This window comes from Thermoanaerobacter wiegelii Rt8.B1 (assembly GCF_000147695.2).
Lineage (GTDB): Bacteria > Bacillota > Thermoanaerobacteria > Thermoanaerobacterales > Thermoanaerobacteraceae > Thermoanaerobacter > Thermoanaerobacter ethanolicus.
Window position 1 is genome coordinate 1,885,097 of sequence record NC_015958.1, and the last position, 21,391, is coordinate 1,906,487.

16 protein-coding genes and 1 pseudogene are annotated in these 21,391 nt (G+C 31.4%); 5 read left to right on the plus strand and 12 right to left on the minus strand.

Annotated elements, in window-relative coordinates; all coding sequences use genetic code 11:
• Positions 1 to 15 precede the first annotated feature (15 nt).
• Both THEWI_RS09345 and THEWI_RS09350 read right to left on the minus strand, forming a co-directional pair.
• Positions 16 to 780, minus strand: coding sequence for a DeoR/GlpR family DNA-binding transcription regulator (locus tag THEWI_RS09345; protein WP_014063227.1), 765 nt, complete (start codon positions 778 to 780; stop codon positions 16 to 18).
• Between the two features lie 470 nt (positions 781 to 1,250).
• On the minus strand, positions 1,251 to 2,663 hold the full coding sequence (locus THEWI_RS09350; RefSeq protein ID WP_014063228.1) for an ATP-binding protein: 1,413 nt from the start codon (positions 2,661 to 2,663) through the stop codon (positions 1,251 to 1,253).
• 550 nt (positions 2,664 to 3,213) lie between these two features.
• On the opposite strand from THEWI_RS09350, the gene THEWI_RS09355 reads away from it, so the two are divergent.
• The 3 genes from THEWI_RS09355 (at position 3,214) to THEWI_RS14965 (ending at position 6,357) form a co-directional block, all read left to right on the plus strand.
• Positions 3,214 to 4,572 (plus strand): SEC-C domain-containing protein, encoded by a 1,359-nt coding sequence (locus tag THEWI_RS09355; protein WP_014063229.1) that lies wholly within the window; start codon positions 3,214 to 3,216, stop codon positions 4,570 to 4,572.
• Positions 4,573 to 4,681: 109 nt separating this feature from the next.
• Positions 4,682 to 5,458 carry an SWIM zinc finger family protein gene (locus tag THEWI_RS14960; RefSeq protein WP_244262203.1) on the plus strand — a complete coding sequence of 259 codons (777 nt, stop codon included), beginning with the start codon at positions 4,682 to 4,684 and terminating at the stop codon, positions 5,456 to 5,458.
• The gene (locus tag THEWI_RS14965) at positions 5,455 to 6,357 is read left to right on the plus strand and encodes a hypothetical protein (RefSeq protein ID WP_244262204.1); all 903 of its coding nucleotides are present in this window, start codon (positions 5,455 to 5,457) and stop codon (positions 6,355 to 6,357) included. The genes THEWI_RS14960 and THEWI_RS14965 overlap by 4 nt, the downstream gene beginning before the upstream one ends.
• 112 nt (positions 6,358 to 6,469) lie before the next feature.
• Here THEWI_RS14965 and THEWI_RS09365 read toward each other — a convergent pair whose 3' ends face one another.
• From THEWI_RS09365 to THEWI_RS09390, 6 genes are all read right to left on the minus strand, one after another.
• Positions 6,470 to 7,405 carry a copper amine oxidase N-terminal domain-containing protein gene (locus tag THEWI_RS09365; RefSeq protein ID WP_014063231.1) on the minus strand — a complete coding sequence of 312 codons (936 nt, stop codon included), beginning with the start codon at positions 7,403 to 7,405 and terminating at the stop codon, positions 6,470 to 6,472.
• Between the two features lie 154 nt (positions 7,406 to 7,559).
• Complete coding sequence (gene fliD, locus THEWI_RS09370; RefSeq protein WP_014063232.1) at positions 7,560 to 8,858, minus strand: flagellar filament capping protein FliD; 1,299 nt, start codon at positions 8,856 to 8,858, stop codon at positions 7,560 to 7,562.
• A gap of 105 nt (positions 8,859 to 8,963) precedes the next feature.
• Entirely contained in the window at positions 8,964 to 9,692 is a 729-nt protein-coding gene (locus THEWI_RS09375; RefSeq protein WP_014063233.1) for a B-box zinc finger protein, read from the minus strand.
• 93 nt (positions 9,693 to 9,785) lie between these two features.
• On the minus strand, positions 9,786 to 10,910 hold the full coding sequence (locus THEWI_RS09380; protein ID WP_014063234.1) for an ABC transporter permease: 1,125 nt from the start codon (positions 10,908 to 10,910) through the stop codon (positions 9,786 to 9,788).
• Complete coding sequence (locus tag THEWI_RS09385) at positions 10,903 to 11,637, minus strand: ABC transporter ATP-binding protein (protein ID WP_014063235.1); 735 nt, start codon at positions 11,635 to 11,637, stop codon at positions 10,903 to 10,905. The genes THEWI_RS09380 and THEWI_RS09385 overlap by 8 nt, the downstream gene beginning before the upstream one ends.
• Positions 11,638 to 11,648: 11 nt before the next feature.
• On the minus strand, positions 11,649 to 12,398 hold the full coding sequence (locus THEWI_RS09390; RefSeq protein ID WP_014063236.1) for an efflux RND transporter periplasmic adaptor subunit: 750 nt from the start codon (positions 12,396 to 12,398) through the stop codon (positions 11,649 to 11,651).
• Between the two features lie 380 nt (positions 12,399 to 12,778).
• Between THEWI_RS09390 and THEWI_RS09395 the strand changes: the two genes are divergently transcribed.
• Complete coding sequence (locus THEWI_RS09395; RefSeq protein WP_014063237.1) at positions 12,779 to 13,678, plus strand: acetamidase/formamidase family protein; 900 nt, start codon at positions 12,779 to 12,781, stop codon at positions 13,676 to 13,678.
• Positions 13,679 to 13,794: 116 nt separating this feature from the next.
• Positions 13,795 to 15,054: pseudogene (locus tag THEWI_RS09400) on the plus strand (APC family permease).
• 42 nt (positions 15,055 to 15,096) lie between these two features.
• On the opposite strand, the gene THEWI_RS09405 reads toward THEWI_RS09400, so the two are convergent.
• The 4 genes from THEWI_RS09405 to THEWI_RS09420 form a co-directional block, all read right to left on the minus strand.
• Entirely contained in the window at positions 15,097 to 17,334 is a 2,238-nt protein-coding gene (locus THEWI_RS09405; RefSeq protein WP_014063238.1) for a glycoside hydrolase family 2 TIM barrel-domain containing protein, read from the minus strand.
• A complete protein-coding gene (locus tag THEWI_RS09410) occupies positions 17,327 to 19,525 on the minus strand; it encodes an alpha-galactosidase (protein ID WP_014063239.1) in 2,199 nt (732 codons plus the stop codon). Before THEWI_RS09410 ends, THEWI_RS09405 begins: the two co-directional genes overlap by 8 nt.
• A gap of 66 nt (positions 19,526 to 19,591) precedes the next feature.
• Complete coding sequence (locus tag THEWI_RS09415; RefSeq protein ID WP_014063240.1) at positions 19,592 to 20,410, minus strand: carbohydrate ABC transporter permease; 819 nt, start codon at positions 20,408 to 20,410, stop codon at positions 19,592 to 19,594.
• The gene (locus tag THEWI_RS09420) at positions 20,407 to 21,342 is read right to left on the minus strand and encodes a carbohydrate ABC transporter permease (RefSeq protein WP_014063241.1); all 936 of its coding nucleotides are present in this window, start codon (positions 21,340 to 21,342) and stop codon (positions 20,407 to 20,409) included. Before THEWI_RS09420 ends, THEWI_RS09415 begins: the two co-directional genes overlap by 4 nt.
• Positions 21,343 to 21,391 lie beyond the last annotated feature (49 nt).

Here is a 21,391-nt window from a genome sequence, read left to right on the forward strand (position 1 = left end):
TATCCTCCTTCTTAATCAGAAAATTATAGAAATTCCTTTGTCTTTTAGGCGACTTACTATATCATCAGAGAGTGGAACATCCATAATTATTGCATCGAAAACATCTAGGTCAGATACTTTAATAAATGCATCTTTCCCGTATTTTGTATGATCCGCTAAAAGATATCTCTTTTTTGATAATTCAATCATTTTTCTCTTAATTCCAACTTCAAAATTAGAAGAATTGAAAGTACCATCGATATTCCAGCCATCCGTCGCTAAAAATGCTTTTTCTACACGAAATTGTTTTAAAAAATTAACTGTATCGTCTCCCCCTATACTATAATATCCAGATCTCACCTCCCCGCCTGCCAAAATTGTTTTAATATTTGGATGCTTCGCAAGCTCCGCTGCAACTTTTACATCCACCGTAACAACTTTTAAACCTTTTTTACTTCCAATTATTTTAGCAAGATAATAAATAGTTGTCCCTGAATCAAGAAAAAGAGAATCACCATCTTCAATCAAATCCAATGCCATTTTAGCTATCTTTTTTTTCTCATCAACCATTTGAGAAAGTTTAAGATCAAACATTGGTTCAACACCTGATTTTTCTAATGAATAAATTACTCCTCCTCGTACTCTTTGGAAAGGAAAGGTATTCTCTTGGGATAGATTTATAAGATCTCTTCTAATCGTCGCCTCAGACACACCCAATGCTTCTGCAAGATATTTTGTTGATGCATTACCTTCACTTGAAAGAATTTCAAATATTTTTTGAATTCTCTCTGCTTTGTTCACAACTCCACCTCTTGTTCACATTATTGTTCAATAAAATGATTGTAATTGATTGATTTACGTTCATTTTAATTCTCTTTAGAAAATATGTCAAACTATAATTTTATTTGATTTTGACTAAAAAAACTTAAATTTATCTTTATACAGCTAAATATATCATTAATTATAGTTATTTTAAATTTTTACTCAAAATTACGCTATTAATCTATCTATTTTCAATTAATTCCAAATAATTTAAGCAATAATTCTAAACTTTTTGAACAAAAGTATTTTGTTTTTTTTATAAATTTTTCAGTTTTGAACATTAATTTGCTCTTTTAAGTACTTTTTTTGCCTTTGTAATGTATAATTAATTACCATCTGGAACATTTTTATTGAAAACTATCTCTACAATATATTGTTTGTAATGGTGGTGATAGACACTTTAAATCAACTAGGTCAAAATAAAAAAGGCTTAATTAAGCCCTATAAATTCAAAAATTTAAATTTGTCTTGTCAGGAAAAGTAATAAGAATCAAATTTTCAATTTCTTTGCTAAAACTCAAGAATCTTTCTGTAAATCCTGATTTACTAAAGATAATATAATACTCCTCGGCTTTATTTTTTGCATTTACTTTACTTGCTTTTTGCTTTAGAGAGTAGAACAAATCAATATCTACTTTAGAATTTGTATATTTGCATTCTCCATAGAGAAAAGAGCCAGTTGTTGTATCTATTCCTACAATATCAATTTCATTATTTTTATCCCACCACTTTCCAATTTTGCTTATTTTCAAAGGTATATCTCCTTTTTGTGACAATTCCCAAACATATTCCTTGCAGATATCTTTATACACGTAGCTTATGTGCTCAGTTATAATTCTTTTCTTTATGTTTTCTAAAACAAATTCCACATTATCAAGTTCTAGTTGTTCCTTGAAAGTATAAACAAATTTAAACCAGAAATTTAAAAAATTATCATTAATAAAATATAATCCTTTTTTGCTTTTTTCAGGATATTCTTCTGTTACAGGGGTTTCCCTCCGTAGTATATCCAAATCTATCAGTGTATTTATATATTTTGTCAGTCTTGTCTGAGGAACGGAAAGGGTTTGAGCTATTTGTTGAAGTTTATGGTTGCCCAAAGAAATACTCTTAATAAGAGAGAAATAAGTACCAATATCTTGAATCTCCCTTTCAAGCAAAAACAAAGGTTCTTCATATAAAAAACTTTGTTTATTCAGCATATTCTCTTTTATAGCCTCAAAAATATTACCCTTGTAATTAAATACTTCCAAATACCTTGGAACTCCACCCAATATAGCATAAAGCCAGATAAGTTCATCCTCTGTCGACTGTGGGAAAAACTCTTTTAAATATTTAAATTTTAAGGGTTTTAATTTTATTTGACCAGTTCTCCTTCCATACAATGGGCTTGAATAATTTAGAACATGCTGTTCCATCATATTTACTAATGAACCGCAAACAATAAAAAAGATATTCTTTCCTTTTAACTTTTCATCCCATATCTTCTGCAAAATTGATGGAAAAGAGGGGTTTACTTTGCAAAGATATTGAAATTCATCAATAACTATGACCAGCTTTTCATTTTTTACGTTATCAGCTAAAAATTCAAAGATTTCATCCCACATAATATTTTGGGCTTTTTCTAGTAAGCTATTATTAAAAAACTTTGCCGCCAAAATTTTAAAATTATTAATATTTTGACTCTCTATTTCTTCAGTTGCTAAAAAATATATAGCTTTTTTGTCTTTTATAAACTCCTTAATGAGTGCAGTTTTACCTACTCTTCGCCTTCCATAAATAACAACAAATGAAGACCCTTCTTTAGAGAATTGGGTTTCTAGAAATTGAATTTCAGCTTCTCTATTAACAAATTTTTTCACAATTTTTCACCTCAATATTATTATACTACAAATTATTATACTTAAAAGTATAATAATTAAGATATTACATATGAAAAGATATTTTTCAGTTTTTTATCTGGCATTGTTTTATATGTTTCATAAGTACCCCTTTGTAAAAGGTCTTCATCTTTTTACAATCAGCGTCCTTTATCATTCTTTTATAAATTCTATTATATTATAAATTACCATATTTTTACATAAAAATATGGTAGACTGATGACAACCTTTCGTAAATGAGATATTTTGCATAAGGAGCGACTTGTGACAAAGCGTCAACAAAGCTCAGCAAGGCCGAGGGTGGAGGCAGGGCCGTAGCCTTGTGATGGCGAAGGCGGGCACTAAGACAGGACGTCGAATGTGCCCGTAACCCTGCCGGAGCCCGAAGGTCGAGCTTAGTTTTGTCGCTTTGGAACACCGGAGTGACGATGCAAAATATCTCCTTTAAACAAATATTTAAAAATAATAGACAAGAAAAAAACAATGTGATAATCTATAAAAAGAAAGTAAAAATCAATTTGGAGGGCTTTAAATGAGTAAAATTTTTGATATTGATAGAAATGATGAATGCATTTGTGGAAGTGGGAAAAAATACAAAAAATGCTGTCTTCCTAACATAGAAAAAATGGAAAAAATCCTCTTAAAAGAAATAGAAAAAGAAGATGTATTTTTGCCTTATGACTATGAATTTATACGAATATTAAGTGTAATGTACGGAATTAAGCTAGATAGTAAAAGTGAAACTTTAAATTTAGAAAAATTAAAAGTGTTATTAATAGAATCATTGAGAGAAAGAAAACAACAACTAGAAAAACTTAATGAAGAAAATGAAGATGAAATAAGTGAAGAGTTATTTAGAAAAATTGTAAGTATATTCAGAAAAAATGAAGGATTGAAAGAATTAAGAATTCCGGTTAATATTATAATAAACGTAGACCTTGATAATGAGGAAGAAATGGAAGGAGTTTTAGAAGAAATATCTAATATATCTTTTTTAGAAAACTATTTATTGGATCTAGCCTATTCTCTACGTACAGAAAAATTTACCGAAGAAGAAATGAAAAATATCTTTATCTGGCTTTCGATAGCAGTCATAGATAAAACTTATAAGATATTTGCAACACCTATCTTAGAAGCAACGGAATTTGACATTTTGGATGGAGAAGATGAATTAGAAAACGTTTTAAATGATGTAGAAAAATTACCTCAAGACTTAATAAATAAAAAAGTAATTGAAATATTCTATAAATATCCTATATTTGCCGAATATTTAAGTGCCAATATGCTTATGGAAATGGGAGATGATTTAAATTATATTTTAGACCCTGAAATGGAAATTAAAATCCCATTTTATGTATTTTATGTTTTTTATTTAAAGTTCTTTGCAAAAGCTGTTGAATTCTTAAAAAAGAAAAACACAGAACAACAAGAACTTTTTGATTCTATATTTGATGAAGTGGTAGATGAAATTTTTGATGAAGATATAGTTGCAGAAAAAGTGTATTTTTCTATATTAGACAAAATAGTAAAAATAGAAAAAACTACAAAAGATGATGACCTCAAAAAAAAGTTCCAAAACATATTAGAATTTTTAGCTATACCAACAACTTTCCAGATCAATTTAATGAAGATAAGATTTGTTATATCCCTAGCCAACTATATTAATACTTTACCTCAAAGAATAGATGATAGCGATATGATTTTAGAAAATTTAGAACAGCTATTATCAAGAAAATTTTTTAATGATTACATAGCCTATTTAGAGTCAAAGGATTTTGAAGAAGTACAATATTTAAAACATCTCTACGATAAAATTGAAGAGCAAAAGGCAATTATATATGATAATATAAATGCAATCGTAAATGCATTGGTCAATTGTATACATTATTGACCAAATAATAAAAGTGCAAAAAATTGTTTGCATAGCTAATTAGTTTAGTGAGTGTTGCACAGTATTATTAAATGTTGTCTTTTTGAGAAAGAGTGGTGAGAAAGTATAAATGACTATATATGATTTTGAAGACTATATCGATGAAATAATTTTAGATAGAGGTTACGATTATTATGTTGGAGGAAACATAATAGACCTTTATAATCATGGAAAAAATGAATATATTTTTAAAATTCAAGGTAGTGATGACTATGAGGTTATGGTAAAACTAGATGACAATGGAGAAATTCTCTATTCAGAATGTAATTGCCCATATGATTATGGTCCTGTATGTAAACATCAGGTAGCCGCTTTTTATAAACTGGTTGAGATTTTTGGCAATCAAAACGAAGCTTCAAATGTACAAAAAAGAGCTAAAGAACAACAAGATATAAAAGAAGTATTAGACAGTCTTTCAAAAGAAGAGTTAATAGATATCATAATGGATTTAATAGGAGACGATGAAACTTTAAAAAATAGGCTTGTCTTAAGATATTCAAAGGTTGACAGTAAACAGGAACTTATAAGGTGCAGAAAACTAATAAATTCTATTGTTAGGAAATATAAGGACAGAGATGGTTTTATTTCCTATAATGAAACATATGATTTTGTAAGTGAAATGGGAGATTTATTGTGGAAAGCCAGAGATACTGAAGATATATTTTTAGCATTGGATATTGCATTTTTAGTACTTGAAGAAGCGATACAGGCTTTTGAATACGCAGATGATTCGGGTGGAAGTATAGGCTTGTTGGCATCAGAAACCATAGAAGTTATAGGAGACATAGTATTCCGGAGCGAAAACCTAGATATAAATTTAAAAAGGAAATATTTAATAGGTTATTGACATTAAGTGAAAGTAAAATTTTTGATGAATGGGTAAGTTACAGAATTGATATACTTCGGCTTTGTGCTGACTTTGTCGACATAGAGGAACTGAGAGATAAACTGGCATCGAAAATAGAATATCTTGTAAGTAATTGGTCTTCCGAAAATCGCTATGGAAAATATATTACTGAAAAATTACTTCAAATTCTTTTTGTGATAAAAGAGAGATATGGAAGTAGAGAAGAAGCAGAACAATTCGTACAAGAACATCTTGAATTTGACTTTTTTAAAGAAGTGTTTATTCAAAAGATTTTTAGAGAAAAAGACTATGAGAAAGTCATAGAGTTAGCTTTAAAGTGGGAGATACAAGACAGGCAATATCCTGGTTTAGTATCAAAATGGAAAAAGATGAGATATGAAGCCTATAAAAAGCTTTCATTAAAAGAAGAACAAATGAAATTGGCAAAAGAGCTTTTGTTTGATGGAAATTTTGAATACTTTCGAGAACTAAAGGAATTAATTACTGGCGATAAGGTAGAGTTTTACAATAATTTAAAACAAGAATTAAAGAGCTATAAGGGATGGCATGGGAAAGATATTTATCTTAAGGTTATATTAGAAGAAAATGACTTAGATGAGCTTATGGAGTTTGTAAAAGAAAACCCACTAAGAATAGAAGAATATGCAGATAAGCTAAAAGATAGATTTAAAGATGAAGTTATTGAAGTGTACAAAAAATATATAAAACTTGCTGCAAGCTCTTCATCAAATAGAAAAGACTATCAAAAAGTATGTGGAATACTTAAAAGATATAAAAAAATAGCAGGAAAGCAAAGCCAAAAAGAAATTATAAATGAGCTAATGAGTTTATATAAAAAAAGACCAGCATTTATTGAGGAACTTAGCAAAATTAAGTAAGGCAGAAATCCATAATTATAATAATTCAATAAATAAACACAACCCCACTTTTTATATACAGCAAAAAGTGGGGTAAAAAGGAAACAGAATGAATTTATATTATTCCTCTTTTTCAATCACCTATTGTTGCAATTTGTCCTTCTTGATACCAATCTACATTTTTGCCAAACAGTTGACTTATTGCTCTTAACGGAACCATAACTCTTCCATTAGTTTCAAACGCAGGAGCATTGATTGTTTCTTTTTGTCCATTAACTATTATTTGTGTAGTATTTATAGGCATATATATGTTTATATTACCTGTTTTAATGCTTACAGCTTGATTATGTTGATCCCAATTTATTGCTTTGCTATCAACACCAATGGCATTAGCCACTGCTCTTAAAGGAATGTACGTTCTTCCATTTTTGATTATCGGGTTTACATCTGACTTAATCTCGTTGCCATTTACAAAAACATGTGGATTTTTATCTTTTTTAGCTTGATGATATAACTTTCCAAGTAGTTTGTAGTTATCTTTCGAATGTTTAAGTTTAAGAATTTTTGTTATTGTATTAATTGCTTCATCTATTTGTCCACTTTGTAAGTAATTTATAGCTTCTATCTTTAGTTCTGCAATTTGTGATTCTATGTTGTTACTTTGGTTAAGTATTTTAAGTTTTTGTTCGAGTTCTTTTATTTTATTTGATATTTGTAAAGCTTTCTCAAATTGATTTTTATCCAATGCAGTTTCTAACTCTTGTTCTAGTTTTTGAATTTGGTTGTTTACTTCATTAATCTTTTCAGTAGTTCCCTGATCTGACGATTGTGAACTCGAAGGTTCTGTTATGGTAGTGTTATCCATCGGTGAAGTTGTGGTAGTATCATTTGATGGTTGGCTGTATACCTGGTTGTATACAGTGCTATTTACGGTGTTATTATCTGATAATTGTGTATAACTAGTCATATAGTTGTTTTGTAAAATACTTGTGGTATCATTAGCTAATGCAGCAACAGGAAAAATTGTCATGGACGAAACTAAAATCATTGATAAAATTTTTTTAAACATTAAATCTCCCTCCATTTTTATTTTTTATATTTTATTCGAAAGCATGCATAATTTTTAATGGGGTATTCTAAAAATAGTTCTTTTAGTTTTTACATATGCCAAAAACAGCAACATAGAAATTAAGAAATATTTAATCAATAGAGCTGTCCTTAATTTAAATAAATGAATTTACAAATTGCCCTGATGGCAGCAACATTGACCAGATTAAAGAAGTATCCAGCATTCCAAGTGAATTATAAAGCCCCATATAATTATTACCTATTGGCACCATTTCATTTGCATAGGCTGTGAGGGGGCTCTCAGCTATTTGCTCGGCAATTTGACCCACATTTACAGCTAGACCATTGTAACCAGCAAAAGCTGTTTGGACCGTATTAAAATTATTTTGCAGCGCATTGTTTAAGGTATTTTGATCTATAGAGAGAGTCATATCTGGATTTTGAGTAATTCCGATCGCTTGCAAATTTGCTGCTTGATATTCATAGCTTTGTACAAGTTCCGAAGTAACAATGGGACTTATATATTGCTGATTTTGATTTATATATGTTATTATTTTGTTGTATTCATTGACAAAATTATTGATACTGTTGCTTATAGCTTGTATATCATGTGTAACTGTAACAGTGACATTACTTACCGTTTTATTAAATGTTATGGCTAAATTGTTATTGTCAAGATAAATAGTATTTGATTGAGAGGTATTGCTTATACCATTAATAGCATAAGTTGCATTTGCTGCTGCCACTGATACTGTATTTGCACCGGTATAGGAAACTGCATTGCCAGTAACATCAGTCAACGTAAATGCATTATTTGTTCCAGTACTATTTGCATTCAATACTAACTGGCTTGTACCAAGATACGGATCATTATTTACAATAGCTGTAATTCCTATGTTAGCAAAGTTAATTGCTTGAGCCATATTATTTAAAACAGTTTGATTTGTATCTCCTTGATTAACATTGAAGGATATATTATACTGCTTACCACCTACTTGTACAGTAAAGCTGTAAGTCCCAGGTGTAAGGCTTGTAATGCTATTACTTGCTAAACTCGTTCCAATATTTTGTTGAGCCACGGCAAGCTGGTTTACAGAGACATTATAAGTAGAAGCAGTTGCACCCGCTTGAGCAGTCGCACTTATGGAATTTGGGTCACTGGATGTAGCAATCATCTGATTAAAGACACTATTTGGTGATGTAAGTTGAAGTTGAGTTGCTGTCTCAGCTAGATTGTTTGCATAACTATTTAACATTACAAGAACATTAGTTATTTGCGTTGGCAATTGTTGATTCTCATTATTTATATACATCGCTTGCTGTGCAATTTCAAATATATTACTTGGTGTAATATTTTGTATTGAAGTCAATGGATTGGTCATATTAAAAAGATAACTATACTCACTGTAATAAGGATACATATACCAATAATTTGTATCAATGAGGCTTGCCATATTTTCACCCCTAATTCTCTTTTGTTTTTGTTTATTTTATTCATTGACAAAACTTGCAAAAACTTTAGCTTAAATTTATTATATGATTAAACCATATTTCAGCATCTACTCCGTAGGTAAATATTTTTTCATCATAGAAGACATATCTTGAAAGCCATATCCACAAACGCCATTACGAGGAGAATTTGCAATGCCATTCGCAATTTTCTCTATCATTTCCTCATGATATAAATGTTCTTCTATACAATTTTCACACAAAAATTCTCCACATTCATAGCAAAAATATTTAGCTTTTTCTTGACAATTATCGCAATAGTAAATCGGGGCAATATTTTGTGCCAAAACAACTATTTTCTTTTTCTGTGGAAGTAATTGTCTTTTTAAAACTTTCAATTCCAAGTAAGTGGTTGAACCAAAGTCATACTTATAGTCAAATTTCATATTTTCCGTTATAACATTTTCTAATTTATAGTTCATACTTTTCGGTTTTGGCCCAAAAAAGAAAGGTTCATCTAACCACCCTTTCGGATCTATATCATATATTTCCCCATCAATTTTAAATTGGCTCAAATGTCCACAACATTCAAGCCAAAAATCACGCAAAAACTTGTCAATATCTCTTAAGGTGGCTTTTGTATCCACAGAAACATATAGCCAATAAAGTGATGAATCATATTTAGGATATACGCTTAAAATAAAAACTTCCTTTTCTTTTATCCCTTCTTTATCTGACAGTTTTGAAAAATACTCTTTCATACTCTTACATGAAAGAATATGCCTCAATATTGAAGATTTTTCAAATTCCTTCTTACAAAAATAGCAAGTCCCTTTCATAAAAATCCTTCCTTTGCTAAAAAATTTTAAAATACTTTTTTCCTATGTTAATTTTATCATAAAAACTTTCTTCGTAATAAATACTCTTTCAAATTAGTCCAGTCTCTTTCTAAATCTCAACATGGCCACTGTCAAAAGAAAAACTGACATAAGAGTAATTATCACTATTTGATGTACAAGAAGAGAAGCATCAATTCCCTTTATTATTATCCCTCTCAAAATAACTAGAAAATATGTAAGTGGAAAAATATCTCCAATTGCTCTTATGACAGTAGGCATTTGTTCCCTCGGAAATATAAAGCCTGACAATATTATAGTGGGAAGCAGCACAAAAAATGCTCCTTGCATTGCTTGCGTTTGAGTCTGTGCAACTGTTGAAATAAGTATTCCTATTGCAAGAGCACAGGTTATAAAATCAAGTCCGAGAAGTAGTAATAAATACATATTCCCTCTTACAGGAACACCAAACCAATACATGCTAAGTCCTAAAACCATTAAAAAATCTGTGTAACCAATTAGAATGTAAGGTAAAAGTTTCCCAAGCATTAGTTCTGAAGATTTTATAGGGGTTACAATCAATTGTTCTATTGTACCCCTTTCTTTTTCTCTCACAAGTGTAAAAGCCGTCAATATTATGGTGATGTTTTGCATGATAAGACCTAAAAGCCCCGGAATTGTAAACACTTGCGTGTTGAGTTCTGGATTGTATTCTACTTTTGTAGAAAGGTCTATTCCAATGGAAGGCATTTTCATGCCTTTGACTTTCAATTCTTTTTGCACAATATTGCTTGAAAACATTTGAGATACCATAATACCACTTGATAAAGCAGTCCTTGCTGTTGTAGGATCAGACCCGTCAATTTTAAGTAACGGTCGTACGGTTTTAACTTTGTACTGTGAAAAATCCGGAGGTATGATAAGACCTGCTTTTACTTTTCCTTCATCCAGCAACCGATTTAACTCATCTATACTACTTACATAAAAATCTGGATTAAAATACAGAGAATTTTTGTAGGCTTCAATGTAGCTTCTGCTTTCATATGTCTTGCTTTGGTCAAAAACTGCCATAGGTATATGTTCAACTTCTGTCGCAACAGCATAACCAAAAAGCAAAAGCATTGTTATAGGCATAATAAAGGAAATGATTAAACTTATCCTGTCTCTTTTTATATGTATAATTTCTTTTTTAATAATTGCAAAAAGCCTAGTTTTATTCATTATTCATCATCCTTACATATTTAATAAAAACATCTTCAAGTGACTCAAGATTATTAGCCTTTTTTATATCAGAAGGCGTACCAAAAGCCATCAATTTTCCATTAAATATAAATGCCGTCAGATCACATATTTCTGCTTCTTCCATGTAATGAGTAGTTACTAAAATTGACATGCCATCATTAGCAAGGCTTTTTATAATGTCCCAAAACATCCTTCTTGATAAGGGATCAACTCCTGATGTAGGTTCATCAAGAATTAACAACTTAGGACTGTGCAATATAGCACAACCTAAGGCAAGACGTTGTTTTAATCCACCTGATAGCGCAAAAACCATCTGTTTTTCTCTACCAAGAAGTCCCATCAATTCAACAATCTGCTTAATTTTCTCCTTTGTTTCTTTCTTATTAAGTCCATAAACACTCGCATAAAAATTTAAATTTTCAATAACAGTTAAATCTTCGTAAAGGCTAAACTTTTGAGACATATACCCTATAGATTTTTTTATTTTTTCACTTTCTTTTTCAATATCATAACCTAATACTTTTCCTTCTCCTGATGTGGGCTTTAAAATACCGCAAATCATTCGTATTGTCGTGGATTTTCCTGAACCATTTGGACCTAAGAGGCCGAATATTTTATGAGGTGGAACTTGTAACGTAAGCTTGTCTACAGCAGTTATATTGCCAAATCGCTTTGTCAATTCTCTTAAATTTATAACATATTTCATAGCTCCACCTTCTATTCATTGATAATTACATCTGCCAGCATTCCAGGTTTTAAATCCTTTACGTGATCGAGGACTTGAACTTTTACTTGGTATACTACATCTTCTTTCGATGATTTTGTCACAGTATTTTTGGGAGTGAATTCGCCGTTTGATGAAATATAAGTAATCTTTCCTTTAATTGAATCTTTTATAGAATCTACTTTTATACTTACTTCCTGGTTTAAAGAAACCTTGTATAAATATTTCTCTGGTATATAAATCTTTACAAAAAGATTGCTTAAATCAGATATTTGTGCAATATTTCCTCCTGCCATTGCTATTTCTCCAGCATTAATGTAAATATTAGTTATAATACCATCAATCGGAGAAGTTATTGTACCCTTTTCAATCATAAGGTTTGCTAAATCATAATTTGCTTGAGCCTCGTCTACATTTAATTTTGCTATATCCGCTTGATTTTTAGGCCCATTTTTAATCTGGTCATATTTTAGTTTAGCTATCTCTAAATTGGCTTTGGCAATTCTAGCCTGCTCCTTGTATTGACTTACATCTATTAAAGCTATTTTATCTCCTTTTTTAATTTCTTCTCCTTCTTTTACATATAAATCAGTGATACGACCAGAAACTTCTGATTGTACATATACGGTTGTGGCTTCTATTGTGCCTGTGTACAGATTTTCTTGTGAATTTGAATTAGAACAACCTGAAGAAATGATGCTAAATGTAATTACTGCAATAATTAACAAATACAATCGCTTCATAATTAATTCTCCTCTCCGATTTAATTCCATAAATATGAACCCTTACAGTCATTTTAAACACTTATTTATGTTCTTTCCGTCTCTTACCCATCTACTTATTTATTTTTAATTATATTTATTCAAGAAAAACCTGTCAATATAGAAGATTTAACCATTTATCAAATCTACTTAATCATTCATTTCGCGTTTGCAGGAAATACTTAAAAATTTAGTCTTTCTTAAAAATTTTTAACTTCAAAAATGAATTTTGGGATAGTATAATATTCTCAATTAGAAAATAAAAGTTTTTGAAAGCAATATGTCCAAAGAAAGAAGGGGTTATTGCAAATTGCAAAATTGAAAATTAAAATCACCACAAATGCGAAAGGGGAGTCGTGTTAATGCATTACAAAATATCAAGCGAAAATCATATATTTATTTTTTCAAAAGATAATAAACCTGTACTATTTGTAAAAGAAGGCGATGAAGTAGAGATTGAAACATTAGATTGCTTTTCAAATCAAATCAAGTCAAATGAAGATAAGCTCGAATCAATGGATTGGAACAAGGTAAACCCTGCAACAGGCCCTATTTATGTTGAAGGTGCAAAAGAAGGAAATGTTTTGGAAATTACAATTAAAAAAATTGAAATAGCAGATAAAGGAGTAGTAGCAACAGGTAAAGATTTAGGGGTATTGGGAGATTTAATGGAGGAACTGTATTCCAGAGTAGTTTATATAAAAGATGGGAACGTTATTTTTAACGAAAAAGTTTCTCTGCCAATTAAACCTATGATAGGAGTAATAGGGGTTTCACCAAAAGAAGGTAATATAAACTGTGGAACACCAGGTTCTCATGGTGGAAACATGGACACAACACTTATTGGTGAAGGCGCAAAACTTTACTTGCCAGTATTCGTAGAGGGTGCATTGTTCGCTTTGGGAGACTTACATGCTGCAATGGGAGATGGAGAAGTAGGAGTATCAGGTGTAGAAGTGGCAGGTTCTGTTACCGTAGAGTTTAGAGTTTTGAAGAACTTCAAACTTTCTAACCCAATAGTAAAAACAAAAGATGTAACAGCAACAATAGTATCAAATGAATCTTTAGATGAAGCAGTAAAAGTAGCAGTTCACGATATGGCAAAACTATTCCGAAGCTTTACTAAATTATCAATAGAAGAGATAGCTACACTTTTTAGCATAGCAGGAAATGTACAGATTTCACAAGTAGTAGATCCACTTAAAACTGTGCGCTTTTCTTTGCCAAACTGGGTATTAGATAGTTACGGAATAGCATTTTAGAGGAGGAAAAAGATATGGAAAACAAAAACGATACCTCATTAGAAAGTTTTGGATATAAGCAAGAACTAAAAAGAAGTTTGATAATTTGGGATTTAATAATATACGGACTTATATTTATGGTTCCTATTGCACCTTTTGGTATTTATGGGTTTGTCGCTGATATCTCAAAAGGAATGGTCGCACTTGCCTATGCAATTGGAATAGTGGGAATGATATTTACTGCTTTTAGCTATGCGTCAATGTCTGAAGCTTTTCCGATTGCTGGCTCTGTTTATTCATATGCAACTCAAGGTTTGAATAAAGTTATCGGTTTTTTTACCGGATGGGTCATTTTATTGGATTATTTATTAGTACCTGCGCTCCTTTATGTTGTCAGTGCAGCCGCTTTGAATGGAATATTTCCTTCTGTCCCTGTCATAGTATGGGCACTAGCATTTATTGTAATAAATACAATAATCAATATTGTAGGAATTGAAGTTACTGCTAAGTTTAATAAAATTGTATTAATACTTGAACTTTTAGTATTAGCTGTATTCATTGCTGTTGGAGCTTTTGCAATTTCCCATGGCGTTGGCGGAGCAAAATTTTCATTTAAAGCTTTTTATGACCCCCAAAATTTTAGCTTAAGCCTTGTAATGAGCGCTGTCTCTATCGCAGTTTTAAGTTTTCTTGGATTTGATGGAATAAGCACCCTTGCAGAAGAAACTGTAGGAGGGAAAAAAACCGTAGGAAGAGCAACTGTATTAGCGCTTTTATTCGCCGGCACACTCTTTATACTTCAGACATGGATAGCATCAATGATATGGCCTGACTATAGAACTTTTTCTAATCTCGATGTTGCTTTTTATGAGGTTGCTAACCGTGCAGGCGGAAAATGGCTTATGCTCACTACTTCTTTAGCAACAGCTTTTGCTTGGGGAATAGCCAATTCACTAGCAGCATAGGCTGCAGTTTCAAGAGTGCTGTTCAGCATGGCTAGAGACAAAAACTTGCCTGAATTTTTGTCAAAAGTCCATCCGAAATATAAAACTCCTTATATAGCAACAATCGCAATCGCTGTACTTTCTGCTATTCTTGTAATCATTTATAGTGATAAAATAGCTGATCTGACTTCTGTTATAAATTTTGGTGCATTAACTTCATTTTTAGTTTTGCATATTACAGTTATAACATACTTTGTTATAAAGCAGTATTCAAAGAATATATTAAACCATTTAGTATATCCAATTTTGGGATTTTTAGTTATTTTCTATGTTTGGATAAATCTTAACCTACATGCCAAAATTCTTGGCGCTGCCTGGATTTTAATAGGAATAATTTACTATATCGTGTTAAAATTTGTGTTAAAACTTAAACCAGAAGAACTTAACGTGTAAAAAAGAACATTAAAAAATTTGCCCACCACAAAGGGTGGGTTTTTAATATCCTATTGACTTAGTTTTTATAGATACATTGCTTTCTTCCGCTACATAATGAGATTTAGCTTTTAGAATAATTTCTCCTGGCTTCCGTGTTGATTTTACATAAACTGCTCCTCTTCCTGCTTCTAATGTCAATGGATTTTCCCCAATCAGTATTCCTTCACCTTCTATTTCAAATGATACTGGTATATTAGCATATGGAAGAATAGATCCATTTTCATCTACAACACTTACAACAACCCTTGTACAATCAGCGCCATCTGCCATAATCTCATTATCATCACAAGAGAGAATTAATTTATTGGGTTTTCCATATGTCCTTAATGTATGCCTTGCTACTTCTTTACCATTTATTAAACCTACCGCAGTAATAGAAGCATTATTAGCTTTTATCGCCATATCCATATAGTTAACTCCCAGTTGATTTAATGAAAATTCGAATGGCGGATAGGGCAGACTTGGAAAGTCAACTCTATTAGGCATTTGCTTCATTACAAACTTATCGTTTATATAAAGTTCTATTTCTTCACAATTGCTAAATACAAGCAATTTGTCACCGTTTTCTTCTCTAAATGATGGTATTAAGTACGAAGCTATAAACACATAGGGCCCATATAAGTGAGGATCGGCCTGGCTTCTGTAAAAATGAGCTGCAAATTTTGGAAGTCTAAATATATCACAGACTCCATGATAGCATATATTGTCTCCTGAACCAAAAGCACTTGTGGTATTATAATCAAATGCACACCATCCTGATGCACCAGCCATGTTTGGTATCCCATATTGTTTGTCTTGGATAAGAGCATGCAACCTTGCATGAGTAATAAGTCGATTAACGTTATCATAAGATTTTGTCGGATACATGTGACCCATATATTCTGTTACCATATACTTTTTGTGATTTGGAAGTTGTATTTTGCCTTCTAAATTGTATATAAAGTCGTTATATGTAAATACATCTTCAAGTTTTTCACTATCTCTTAAATATCTAACACCACCTGTTGGTCTACTCCTATCTAACTTATGCGCTATCTCGTTTGTTTGTACATAAAAGTCATGGTCGTCAAGAGACTCATTAATTCGCACACCCCACATAAATATACAAGGATGATTTCTATCTCTTAAAATCATTTCTTTTAAATTCTCTTTCGCAATACTTTTCCAATTTTCATCGCCTATATGCTGCCATCCAGGTATCTCTTCAAAAACTAACAAGCCTATTTCATCACATCTATCCAAAAATGAAACAGCCTGCGGATAATGTGACGTCCTAACATAATTTAATCCCAATTCATACTTTAATATATCTGCATCTTTTTTTTGAACCCTATCCGGCATAGCACCGCCAACATAAGGAAAAGTCTGATGTCTGTTTAATCCTCTTAATTTTAAAGGTTCACCATTAATATAAAATTTGCCGTCATCTCTAAATTCAACTGTCCTTATTCCTGTTCTAAAAGTATAATTATCTAAAATTTCATTCTCTGCAACAAGTTTTACAGACACATTATATAAATACGGATGATCTGGATGCCAAGTTAATGGATTCTCCATCTTTATTCGCTGTACAATCTCCTTTTGCATGTCTTTAACATCAGTAACCGAAGATGAACACACAACACCTTCTTTATTTATAACCTCTGTCAATATTTTTGCATTCCTTACCTCTTTACCTTCGATGGTTGTAGTAATTGAAATTTCCGCAACAGAATCTTGCAATTTATCAACAACAAAATAAACATCTTTTATATGGGTATCATTTAAAATTTTCAGCCATACATTTCTGTATATTCCACCAAACAACATATAATCTACAAGATGACCTTCCGGAGGAATATCTTTACGTTCTCTTGAATCCACTTGTACAGCAATTAAATTTTCAAAATTGCCATATTTGACATATTCTGTAATGTCAAATTCAAAAGGAGTATATCCTCCTTTATGTTCTCCTACGAATTCGCCATTTACATAAACCTTCGCAACAGTCATAACACCTTCAAAATGAATATAAACCTTTTTCCCTTTGTATCTCTCATCTACTTTAAAGTGTTTTCTGTACCATGAAACAAACCTGTAGTCTTCTTCTTTAAAATAGTGGTGAGGAAATGTTTTGTTTGCATGAGGAAGACTAACAACTTCAAAATTGCTCTCATCAAAATCAAATTTATATGCATCATTTAAGTCTTCAGGAATATATAGCCAATCTACATTAAAATTCAATACTTCTCTACCCATCTTTAATACTCTCCTCCTTAAAATGCATCATAATGCTCTGAAAATCTCCTTTAAGTTCTGGAAGTATTATTCCTGCATACATTAACTCATCACCACAATATACACTATTATCATCTTCTAAAACATAATTGAAATCTGGTTTTATTCCCTTTAGATAAAGTCTTTTAATAGGTTCATTTGCTCCTCCCAAAACTCTAAAATAATAGAGCAAAAATTCTCTTTTATCCTCAGAAACAATCAACCAAGCAGTTTCATTCCCTTCAAAGGGACTTAACAATCGATAAAAATCTCCAAATTGCACCAGTTTCCTAATCTCTTTATACTTCTCAACATACTTCTTTATTTCCTCTTTTTCTTCACTGCTCAATTTTGCCAAATCAAGTTCAAAGCCAAAATTAGCTGACATTGCTACATGTGCACGTATTTTTAACGGCGTAATTCTGTTAACTTGATGATTTGGTACAGCAGATATGTGGCTTCCCATGGAAATAAGAGGATAAACTATACTTGTACCATACTGTATTTTAAGTCTTTCAATTGCATCTGTATCATCACTAGTCCAAGTCTGGGGCATATAATAAAGCATTCCAGGGTCAAAACGACCGCCACCACCAGCACAACTTTCAAACAAAACATCAGGAAACCTTGTCGTTATTTCTTCTAATATTCTGTAAAGTCCAAGAATATATCTGTGAGCAGTTTCTCTTTGTCTTTCAGGAGGCAAAAGTGCAGAGCCTATCTCTGTCATATTTCTATTCATATCCCATTTTACATAACTTATGTTGGCGCTTTCCAAAATATCTGACACTACTTTTATAATATAATCTTGTACATCTTTTCGTGATAAGTCCAATACAAGTTGATTTCTGCTTTCACTTCTCGGCCTATTAGGTACATGTATACACCAATCGGGATGCTCTCTATAGAGGTCACTATCAGGAGACACCATTTCTGGTTCCATCCATAATCCAAATTTTAAACCTAAAGAATTTATCCCTTTTGCAAGGCCATCCAAACCACTTGGAATCTTTTCTTTATTTACAAACCAATCTCCCAGTGAAGAATTGTCAGAATTTCTCTTTCCAAACCATCCATCGTCAAGAACAAACAATTCAATACCCAAATCTTTAGCTTCTTTAGCAAGTTCTTTAAGTTTTTCTTCGGTAAAATCAAAATAAGTGGCTTCCCAATTGTTTATAAGAATTGGTCTTTCTTTGTCCTTAAATTTACTTCTCATAAGTCTATTTCTGTACAGTTTGTGATAGGTATTTGACATTTTATTTAAGCCACTATCCGAATAAACCATAACGACTTCTGGTGTTTGAAATGTTTCACCTGGTTTTAAAAGCCATGAAAAATCAAATGGATTAATTCCCATAGAGACTCTCGCCATCTTATATTGATCCACTTCTACTTGTGCCAAGAAATTGCCACTGTAAACAAGGCTAAATCCATACACATCTCCATGCCATTCATCAGCGTCTTTCCTTAAAAGTGCTATAAAAGGATTTTGCTGATGGCTGCTTGCACCTCTTCTGCTTTCAATAGACTGAACTCCAAGAGTAAGTGGTCTTCTTATAACATGTCTTTCTCTCGCCCAAGCCCCTGACAATTGAAGCATGTCAAACTTATCATCACTAAAATCAACATTCATAGACAAAGCTCTTAACAATTTTATGTCTTCTTTTCCCATGTTTTCAAATCTCACTGACCTTGTGATAACATCATAATCTCTAAATGCCGTGTAAATTAAATTTACTTTTAAATTTGCTACTTTATCATATAACTCTATTTCAAGAGTATCAGCTTCATCTTCATTTTCAACATAAGTAGCCGGAAGCCCTTCTAATTTAGGTTTACCTTTATAGATCTTGTGAGATAGGTATCTTAAATCAGAAATAGTAGAACCATTTTCAAGCTGAATTTGATACGCAGGACTTCTAAAATCAGTATTGCCATACGCAGGATATTCTTGAGGCATTACCTCAAATGAAAAATTTCTCCTTTGCTCCACAACTGCTACATATACTTTTTCTACTTCAGAACTTAAATGAATAGTACTTTCATCTTTTATCCTTTTGCCAAAATAAACATGAAACAGACGACCATAAGTACTCACATATACTACATAACTTGTATCCTTTGCTACAAGGTGAAACGTTTTTGTTTTTTCATCATAATATATAGCCATTTTGGTTGGGTAAAAGCCATTCCCTCCTTTCTGTAAAAAATCAAGACCAGTTTAAAATTGAGCATTTTATTGTTTGACAGCTCCAGTCATACCTTGCACGAAATATTTCTGTAGTGCAAAAAATATAATTAGGGTAGGTAATGTAGCTATTACAATTGCGGTCATAATAACTCCATACTCAGGAAAATATGCAGATGACAAGTTTGATATCAAAAGAGTCATTGTTTTTTGATTATCTGTTTGAAGCACTATAAGTGGCCATAAATAAGAATTCCAACTTGTTGTAAAAGAAAAAATTGCTGCTGCAGCATAAGTAGATTTCATTGATGGTACCACTATAGAAAAAAAGGTTCTTATTTCACTTGCACCATCAACACGCGCTGCCTCTATGATTTCTTTAGGAAAAGATTTGAAACTTTGTCTGAAAAAGAATATTATAAAGACTGATGCAATACTTGGCAAAATAACTCCAGCATGGGTATTTAAAAGTTTGAGTTCCACGATCAATCTAAATAAAGGAACCATAAGTGCTGCCAATGGTACCATCATTGTTAAAAGTATTATTCCATAAACAATTTCGCGGCGTTTGGAACTATATATTTCAAACCCATATGCTGCCATCGATGCTACTATTAAAGTACCAATCACAGTTAGACCTGATATTTTTATTGAATTTAATAATATTCTGCCTAAATTGTATGACGTATTGAGAGTTATGAAATTATGAATTAATTGATCACCAAAAGTCATTTTCCCCTTTATCACATCAACAGCACTATTTGTCATCCCTACTATCATCCAGTAAAACGGAAATACAGAAATTATAAACATTGTAACTAAAAAAACGTATATGATAATTGTGAATAAAAAATTTTTTGATTTCAACTTCTCTCACCTGCCACTTTAAATTGAATAACAGTAAGTATAGCAGCAAAAAATACTATGATATAAGATACAGCAGCAGCATATCCAAAATTGGGCATATATTTGAATGCAAGATTATAAATATACACAGATAACGTAAGTAACGAATTCCCTGGACCTATGCTAGAAGCCGTTACACCACCACTTGAAAGATTCATAGGTTCATCAAATAATTGTAAAGTTCCTATCGTTGACATGATAGTTGTGAAAACAATAATAGGTTTAAGCATCGGGATAGTTATATAAAAAAATTGCTGTATTTTATTTGCTCCATCTATTTCTGCCGATTCATATATCTCATATGGAATATTTTGTAACCCTGATAGATAAAAAACCATATTATACCCTGTCCATCTCCATGTCATCGCTATAATAAGTGTAACTTTTGCCCAAAAAGGATCCAATAACCAAGGAATAGGTTCTTTTATTATATGTAAATTTATCAAACTTGTATTTATAAAACCATCCAAGCTAAACATCATTTTGAATAAAACAGCATATGCAACAAGTGAAGTAACTGCAGGTAAAAATATACCTGTTCTAAAAAAACTTCGAAATTTAATACTTTTATCATTAAGAATGTTGGCAAGGACTAATGCTAAAAAGAGCATTATAGGCACTTGTATTATTAAAATCGTAAAAGTATTTTTCAAAGCTATCAAAAACATTTGGTCGTTAAAAAGTCTTAAATAATTATTTAATCCAACAAATTTTTGTACAATACCTCTAGAAGACATAGTTGAAAGATATAAAGAATAAATTATTGGATAAAATAGAAAAGTTATAAGCAATATTAATGCGAAAAATGTAAAGCCCCATCCATATCTGTTTAAAATTCTTTCATAACTAACATTTTTGCTTTTTAACGGAGTTTGTGCTTCATTTCCAACCATAAATTATTTCACCCCTTATTTAATCCGAGGAATAGCAATTAAAGCTAAT